We start from the raw sequence: 7,516 nt of genomic DNA, 5'->3' as shown, positions 1-7,516 counted from the left end.
TCGATCGGCACCGCCGGACGACCAGCCATAGCAACTCCCTGAGATCAGGGTGTTGCGTCACTTCCTTGAACCCGCCCTGGCGTGGGCGACCCTTTCGGACCGATCGATTGCGGTGAAGACTACCGGCGAGCTCGCGCTGCCTTCGGGCGCACAACCGGAACCGAGCCGGTCACGCTTCGCTCATCCGCCCAGCACTCGACGTTGCGCAGCTCAGGCAGACGATCGCGCGTAAAGACCGGGTCGAGCCCGCGCGACCGCTGCTCCGAGTAGTCCTTGAGGAGCTTGAAGGCCACGGTACCGAGCAGCCCGATGGCGGTGAGGTTCACGAGGGCCATGATGCCCATCAGGCCGTCGGCGGTGTTCCAGACGAGGTCGGCAGCGAGCACCGAACCCGCGAGCACCGCGAAGACCGCGAACACGCGATAGGTGGTCAGCCAGATGCGCTTGGTGGTGATGAACTCGATGTTCGACTCGCCGTAGTAGTAGTTGCCGAGGATCGAACTGAACGCGAGCAGGAACACGATCACACTGAGCAGGACGCCGGACCACGTACCGAGTTGGCCGGTGACCGCGTCGAAGGTGAGGCCGATACCCCGTTCAGCGTTGGCGAGGTCAGGCGTTGACACGAGGATGATGAACGCGGTGATCGAGCAGATGAGGAAGGTGTCGAAGTAGACGCCGAGGGTCTGGACCAGACCTTGCTTGACCGGGTGGGTGACCGCGGCGGATGCTCCGGCGTTCGGAGCAGAACCGAGGCCGGCTTCGTTCGAGAACATGCCGCGCTTGACGCCCTGCAGGATGATCGTTCCGATCGCGCCTCCGGCGATCTGCTGGAACCCGAACGCACCGGCGTAGATCTCGCCGAACACGCGGGGAACCTCGGTGATGTTCATGCCGACGATGAGCAGACCGACGAGCAGGTACAGCAGCGCCATGAGGGGGACGATCGCCTGAGTGACCGAGGCGATCCTGCGCACCCCGCCGAACACGACGAGGCCGGTGAGGAACGCGAGCGCGAGTCCGACGACCCAGGGCAGCCACGGGATGTCGACACCGACGGTGCTCACGACGGTCGCGCTGATCGTGTTGGCCTGAAGAGAACTGAAAGCGAACGGGAAGCAGCAGATCAGGACGACAGCGAAGATGATGCCCATCCAGCGGGCTCCGAGACCCCGCTCCATGTAATAGGCCGGGCCGCCGCGGAAGCCGTCTTTGTCCTTGGTCTTGTACAGCTGGCCAAGGGTGGATTCGACAAAGCTCGATGCGCCGCCGACGAAGGCCATGGTCCACATCCAGAACACAGCTCCCGGGCCGCCGATCGCGATCGCGGTACCGACGCCGGCGATGTTGCCGACACCCACACGGGAGGCCGCCGAGATGGTGAACGCCTGGAACGCAGACACCGACTGGGCCTTGCCGTCATCGTCAAGGGGAGTCTTGTTGGTCAGGGTCCGGAACATCTCCGGGATCAGGCGAAACTGGACGACTCCGGTGCGCACCGTGAAGTACAGCCCGAGCAGCGCAACCACCGGGAGCAGAACCCAGGTCCAGAGTCCGTCGCCGAGGGTGAGCACCAGGTCATTGATCGCGTCCATGGGGGAACACTAGCGCGCTGACGCGGAATCCTCCCCGTTCGGGGCACAGAAATCTGTAATCGGCGTCCAAAGGTTCTCGCTGGCTCTGGAACCGGAACCCTTCCGGCATCGAAGCAACCCCTACGAGGGCGGGGTGGCGGCACGGCGAAGTGGTGACGGATGCCCGCAGGGTCGGGTAAGTTAGTAGATCGATCCGCCAGTGCAGAAGTGGCGGTGGCAGCTGAATAGAGGGGTACCCCGGTGGACATCGATCTCAACGTACTGAAGATGATGGAGCGGGAAAAAGAGATCCCATTCGATGAGCTCGTCGAGATCATCGAACAGGCCATTCGCACCGCATACGTGAAGAGCCAGACCGAACCCGGTGAAGCAGAACCCGAGGTCCGCGTCGAGCTCAATCGCAAGACCGGCCACGTCGCCGTCCTCGTGCCCGAGCTCGACGAAGAAGGTGTCGTGATCGGTGAGGCCGAGTCGACGCCGGAGGACTTCGGGCGCATCGCCGCCTTCGCAGCCAAGCAGGTCATCAACCAGCGCCTCCGCGACCTCGCGGACGACGCGATCCTCGGTGAGTTCAAGGGCCGTGAAGGCGACATCGTCGCCGGCGTCGTGCAGCAGGGCCCCAACCCGCGCATGGTGCACATCGACCTCGGAACCATCGAAGGCATCATGCCCCCGGAGGAACAGGTCCCGGGGGAGGAGTACCGTCACGGTGCCCGCATCCGTGTCTATGTCACGAGTGTTTCGAAGGGAATGAAGGGACCGCAGATTACTCTCTCGCGTACCCACCCATCGCTCGTTCGCAAGCTCTTCGCGCTCGAGGTGCCCGAGATCGCATCGGGAGTCGTCGAGATCGTCTCGCTGGCCCGCGAAGCCGGCCATCGTACGAAGATCGCCGTTCGCGCGAACGACCCGAGTGTCAACGCCAAGGGCGCCTGCATCGGAGAGCTCGGACGCCGGGTCAGGGCCGTGACCGAGGAACTCGGTGCAGAGAAAATCGACATCGTCGACTACTCGCCCAATCTCGCGACCTTCGTTGCCAACGCGCTATCGCCGGCAAAGGTCACGAGTTCCTTCATTCTCGACGAGTCGACGAAGGCCGTCCGTGCCCTCGTTCCCGACTACCAGCTCTCGCTCGCGATCGGCAAGGAAGGGCAGAACGCCCGCCTCGCCGCGAAACTCACGGGCGCGAAGATCGACATCCAGCCGGACAGCATCCTCGAAGACGACTGACCTCTCCACCGCGCCGGGCAACCCCGGCCGAGTAGCAAACAGGGGGTGCTAGGATGGAACCCGTTAGAACGTGCGTCGGATGCCGCACGCGCGCCGACAGGTCCTCCTTGTTGAGGATCGTCGTCCAGGATTCAAAACTCGTGGTGGACCCCACCGCGACGTTGCCGGGGCGGGGAGCGTGGTTGCATCCGCAAATCCAGTGTTACCAACTCGCAGTGAAGCGGCGGGCCTTCGGGCGTGCCTTTCGCGAGAGCGGGAAGCTCGACACGGCAGCACTAGAAAATTCAGTACGAGAGAACAGGCTGAACGGCTAATGGACAACTAATGAGCGGCTCGAAATGAGACCCGTCCGTAACTAACGGTCTGCCCTGTCTGGGTGGACCCAGACAGGAGAATTGTGGCTGGAAAACCACGCGTACACGAGATCGCATCTGAACTCGGTGTCGACAGCAAGGTCGCCCTTGCGAAACTGAAGGAACTCGGCGAATTCGTCAAGTCCCCCTCATCAACGATCGAGCCCCCGGTGGCCCGGAAGCTTCGTGCTGCCCTCGAGGCAGACGGCGCAAAGCCGGCCGCGGCGGCTCCCGCAGCAAAGACCGCAGCGAAGTCAGCAGCCAAGCCGGGCTCGCGCCCGACCCCTGCTCCGGCGCCTGCACCCACTCCGGCTCCGGCCCCCGAGGTCAAGGAAGCACCGGCTCCGGCAGCACCTGCCGCTCCGGTTGCTCCCGCCGCCGAAGCCCCCGCCGCTCCGGCCGCCGAGGCCAAGGAAGCTCCGGCTGCCCCCGCGGCTCCTGCCGCAGCAGACGCGAAGCAGGCAAGCCCCGGCGGACCTCGCCCAGGTGCACCGCGTCCGGGTAACAACCCGTTCGCGAGCGCGCAGGGCATGGGTCAGCGCCCGGCCACGCCGCGTCCGGGTAACAACCCGTTCGCGAGCGCGCAGGGCATGGGCCAGCGCCCGGCTGCTCCGAGCCCCAGCAACATCCCTCGCCCGCAGGCGCCTCGACCGGGTTCACCCCGGCCGGGAGCACCGCGTCCCGGTGGACCCGGACAGCGTCCGGGTGGCTTCCAGCGCCCCGGCGGCGCGGGTCGTCCGGCCGGCGGTGGCTTCCAGCGTCCCGGTGCTCCAGCAGCGGGTGGCTTCCAGCGCCCCGGTGGCGCTCCAGGAACCCCTGGTTCGAACTTCGGCCCCAACCGCCCAGCAGGTGGCGGTGGCCGTGGCCGTGGCCCCGGCGGTGGAACCGCTGGTGCGTTCGGTCGCGGTGGCGGCAAGAGCAAGTCACGCAAGTCGAAGCGGGCCAAGAGGCAGGAATTCGAGCTCAGGGAAGCTCCGTCGCTCGGCGGCGTGAGCGTTCCCCGTGGCGACGGAAGCACCATTGTCCGTCTGCGCCGCGGTGCGTCCATTTCGGACTTCGCCGACAAGATCGACGCGAGCCCCGGAAACCTCGTCACCGTTCTCTTCCACCTCGGTGAGATGGCAACGGCGACGGAGTCCCTCGACGAGGCGACCTTCGGTGTGCTCGGTGAAGAACTGGGTTACCGGATCCTCATCGTCTCTCCGGAGGAAGAGGACCGCGAACTTCTCGAAGGCTTCTCCATCGACCTCGACCAGGAGCTCGAGAACGAGACGGACGAAGACCTTGAGGCTCGTCCTCCCGTTGTCACCGTCATGGGTCACGTCGACCACGGTAAGACCCGCCTGCTCGACGCGATCAGGAACGCGAACGTCGTCGCCGGCGAGGCCGGTGGAATCACCCAGCACATCGGTGCGTACCAGGTTCACGCCGAGCACGAAGGCGTCGACCGCGCTGTCACCTTCATCGACACCCCCGGCCACGAGGCGTTCACCGCCATGCGTGCCCGAGGTGCCCAGGTCACCGACATCGCGATCCTCGTGGTCGCTGCAGACGACGGCATCATGCCGCAGACGATCGAGGCGCTCAACCACGCCCAGGCTGCGAACGTTCCGATCGTTGTCGCGGTGAACAAGATCGACAAGGAAGATGCCAACCCGCAAAAGGTGCGCCAGCAGCTCACCGAATACGGACTGGTTGCCGAAGAGTACGGCGGAGACGTCATGTTCGTCGACGTTTCTGCTCGGAACAACATCGGCATCGACAAGCTCGTCGACGCCGTGCTGCTCACCGCAGATGCCGCCCTCGACATGCGTGCCAACCCAAACAAGGACGCCCGCGGCGTCGCGATCGAGGCCAAGCTCGACAAGGGACGCGGTGCTGTTGCGACAGTGCTCATCCAGTCGGGAACGCTGAAGGTCGGAGACCCGATCGTTGCCGGAACCGCTTACGGACGCGTTCGCGCCATGGCCGACGAGAACGGTGACGCGGTTGAATTCGCGACGCCGTCACGCCCAGTCCAGGTGCAGGGTCTGTCCTCGGTGCCTCGCGCCGGTGACACCTTCCTCGTCACGGACGATGACCGTACCGCCCGCCAGATCGCTGAGAAGCGTGAAGCAGCGGAGCGCAACGCTCAGCTCGCCAAGTCCCGCAAGCGCATCAGCCTCGAGGACTTCACCCGTGCACTCGAAGAGGGCAAGGTCGAGTCGCTCAACCTCATCATCAAGGGTGACGTCTCCGGTGCCGTCGAGGCGCTTGAGGAGTCGCTGCTCAAGATCGAGGTCGACGACTCGGTGCAGCTCCGCATCATCCACCGCGGTGTCGGTGCTGTCACGGAGTCGGACGTCAACCTGGCGACCATCGACAACGCGATCATCATTGGATTCAACGTTCGCCCCGACCCGAAGGCCCGGGAACGTGCCGCTCGCGAAGGTGTGGACATCCGGTTCTACTCGGTCATCTACAACGCCATCGACGATGTCGAAGCAAGCCTCACCGGCATGCTCAAGCCCGAGTACGAAGAAGTCCAGTCCGGTGTCGCCGAGATCCGCGAGGTGTTCCGCTCCTCCAAGTTCGGCAACATCGCCGGTGTCATCGTTCGCTCGGGAACCATCACGAGGAACGCGAAAGCTCGCGTCATCCGCGATGGTGTCGTGCTCGGCGACAACCTCGCCATCGAGTCGCTGCGCCGGTTCAAGGACGACGTCACCGAGGTCCGTACGGACTTCGAGGCTGGTATCGGCCTCGGCAAGTTCAACGACATCCAGATCGGTGACGAGATCGAAACCACAGAGATGAAAGAGAAGCCGCGCGGCTAGCTCACCATCGACGGCAGCGACAGCCCCCGCGCACTGACGGTGCAGGGGGCTGTCGCAGCCGGTTTTACCGATTCGACACGAACGGCTGAAGGAGAAGATCATGGGTGAGAACCCCCGAGCACGCAAACTGGCTGACCGCATCCAGGAGATCATCGCGAAGCGCATCGAGCGCGGCATGCGGGATCCCCGGCTCGGCTTCGTCACCATCACGGATGTCAGGGTGACCGGCGACCTCCAGCACGCGAGTGTTTTCTACACGGTGTACGGCTCCGACCAGGAACGTGCGGACTCCGCGGCCGCTCTCGAAGCGGCCAAGGGCATGTTCCGCAGCGAGGTCGGCAAGAACATCACCGCACGACTCACACCGAGCCTCGAGTTCATCCACGACGCGCTGCCCGAGAATGCGAAGCACCTCGACGAGTTGCTCGCACAGGCTCGTGAACGAGACGAGTCGATCGAGGCTCTCAAGTCGACGGCGACCTATGCCGGCGACGAGGACCCGTACGTCAAACCGCGTGTGATCGCGGAAGACGACGACCAGATCTAGAACTGCGTTCTCCCGGACAGGGCTGCGTGTTGCCTCAGGGCAGGACGTAGCCCTGTTCCTGTTGTACGGCGAGTCCGTCCGCGACGAGCCCGGCGAGTGCGCGATCGCGCTGCGCGGCATCCGCCCACAGCGAGTTGATCTCTCGAACGGTCACCGGCAGGTGGGCGGCCCGCAGTTCCGCCATGATGAGACCGCGGACGTGACGGTCGCTGCCCTCGTACTTCTTCTGCACCGTCTTGCGTTTGCCCTCGAACGGCGGGTAGCCCGCCCGGCGCCAGGCACAGGCATCCGCGATCGGGCAGTCGTCGCAACGCGGGTTCCGTGCCGTGCAGACGATCGCACCGAGTTCCATGATCCCCGCGTTGAATGCGTGGGCGTCGACGAGGTCGTCGGGCAGCAGATTCTCGAGTGCGGCGAGGTCGCGCCTGGCGGAGGGCGGACCGGGTTCGCCGTCACCGTCGATCGCCCGCGCCAGCACGCGTCTCGTGTTCGTGTCGACGACCGGATGCCGCGATCCGTACGCGAACACCGAAACCGCGCGAGCGGTGTAATCACCGACGCCGGTCAGGGCGAGCAAAGCGTCGACGTCGTCGGGCACGATCCCGCCGTGCCGTTCGGTGATCTCGACGGCCGCCTGGTGCAGCCACAGGGCGCGACGCGGGTAGCCGAGGTTCGCCCATGCCCGCACTGCCTCACCTGCGGGGACCTTTGCGAGATCTTCCGGGGTGGGCCACCGCTCGAGCCACTCGGCCAGCCGGGGAATCACCCGGGCGACCGGCGTCTGCTGGAGCATGAACTCGGAAACGAGCGTGCCCCAGGCCGGAAAGCCCGGCTCACGCCACGGCAGCTCCCGCCCATTCGCAGCGAACCAGTCGATGATTCGGCGGGGGATGTCCGGGGGAGTGCGCATCGATTCCAGCGTAAACGCTGAGCGCCCGTTCCCTTACCGCGCCAGACCCCAGCCGGTATGGTCGA

Annotated in this window: 6 protein-coding genes; 4 read left to right on the top strand and 2 right to left on the bottom strand. The window is 65.3% G+C overall.

From position 1 onward, the window contains the following. Positions 1 to 119: 119 nt before the first annotated feature. Positions 120 to 1,595: an alanine/glycine:cation symporter family protein gene (locus D9V29_RS11560; protein ID WP_121673473.1), complete on the bottom strand. Its 1,476-nt coding sequence runs from the start codon at positions 1,593 to 1,595 to the stop codon at positions 120 to 122. Between the two features lie 240 nt (positions 1,596 to 1,835). Between D9V29_RS11560 and nusA the strand changes: the two genes are divergently transcribed. From nusA to rbfA, 4 genes are all read left to right on the top strand, one after another. Beyond that, positions 1,836 to 2,825: a transcription termination factor NusA gene (nusA, locus tag D9V29_RS11555; protein WP_121673472.1), complete on the top strand. Its 990-nt coding sequence runs from the start codon at positions 1,836 to 1,838 to the stop codon at positions 2,823 to 2,825. 53 nt (positions 2,826 to 2,878) lie between these two features. Continuing rightward, positions 2,879 to 3,139, top strand: a complete 261-nt coding sequence (locus D9V29_RS11550; protein WP_121673471.1) for a YlxR family protein — start codon at positions 2,879 to 2,881, stop codon at positions 3,137 to 3,139. 83 nt (positions 3,140 to 3,222) lie between these two features. After that, positions 3,223 to 5,994 (top strand): translation initiation factor IF-2, encoded by a 2,772-nt coding sequence (gene infB / locus D9V29_RS11545; protein ID WP_121673470.1) that lies wholly within the window; start codon positions 3,223 to 3,225, stop codon positions 5,992 to 5,994. Positions 5,995 to 6,094: 100 nt separating this feature from the next. After that, positions 6,095 to 6,541 carry a 30S ribosome-binding factor RbfA gene (rbfA, locus tag D9V29_RS11540; protein WP_121673469.1) on the top strand — a complete coding sequence of 149 codons (447 nt, stop codon included), beginning with the start codon at positions 6,095 to 6,097 and terminating at the stop codon, positions 6,539 to 6,541. A 34-nt stretch (positions 6,542 to 6,575) separates the two neighbouring features. Here rbfA and D9V29_RS11535 read toward each other — a convergent pair whose 3' ends face one another. Beyond that, the gene (locus tag D9V29_RS11535; RefSeq protein WP_121673468.1) at positions 6,576 to 7,451 is read right to left on the bottom strand and encodes an iron-sulfur binding domain-containing protein; all 876 of its coding nucleotides are present in this window, start codon (positions 7,449 to 7,451) and stop codon (positions 6,576 to 6,578) included. Positions 7,452 to 7,516 lie beyond the last annotated feature (65 nt).

Source organism: Mycetocola manganoxydans, from assembly GCF_003667545.1.
Lineage (GTDB): Bacteria > Actinomycetota > Actinomycetes > Actinomycetales > Microbacteriaceae > Mycetocola_A > Mycetocola_A manganoxydans.
Note: the sequence above shows the minus strand (reverse complement) of the source record. Positions and strands in the feature narration are given on the sequence as shown.

Coding starts and splice junctions, on each gene's coding strand:
- D9V29_RS11560 (WP_121673473.1), bottom strand. CDS start 1,595: ATGGACGCGATCAATGACCTGGTGCTCACCCTCGGCGACGGACTCTGG.
- D9V29_RS11550 (WP_121673471.1), top strand. CDS start 2,879: ATGGAACCCGTTAGAACGTGCGTCGGATGCCGCACGCGCGCCGACAGG.
- rbfA (WP_121673469.1), top strand. CDS start 6,095: ATGGGTGAGAACCCCCGAGCACGCAAACTGGCTGACCGCATCCAGGAG.
- D9V29_RS11535 (WP_121673468.1), bottom strand. CDS start 7,451: ATGCGCACTCCCCCGGACATCCCCCGCCGAATCATCGACTGGTTCGCT.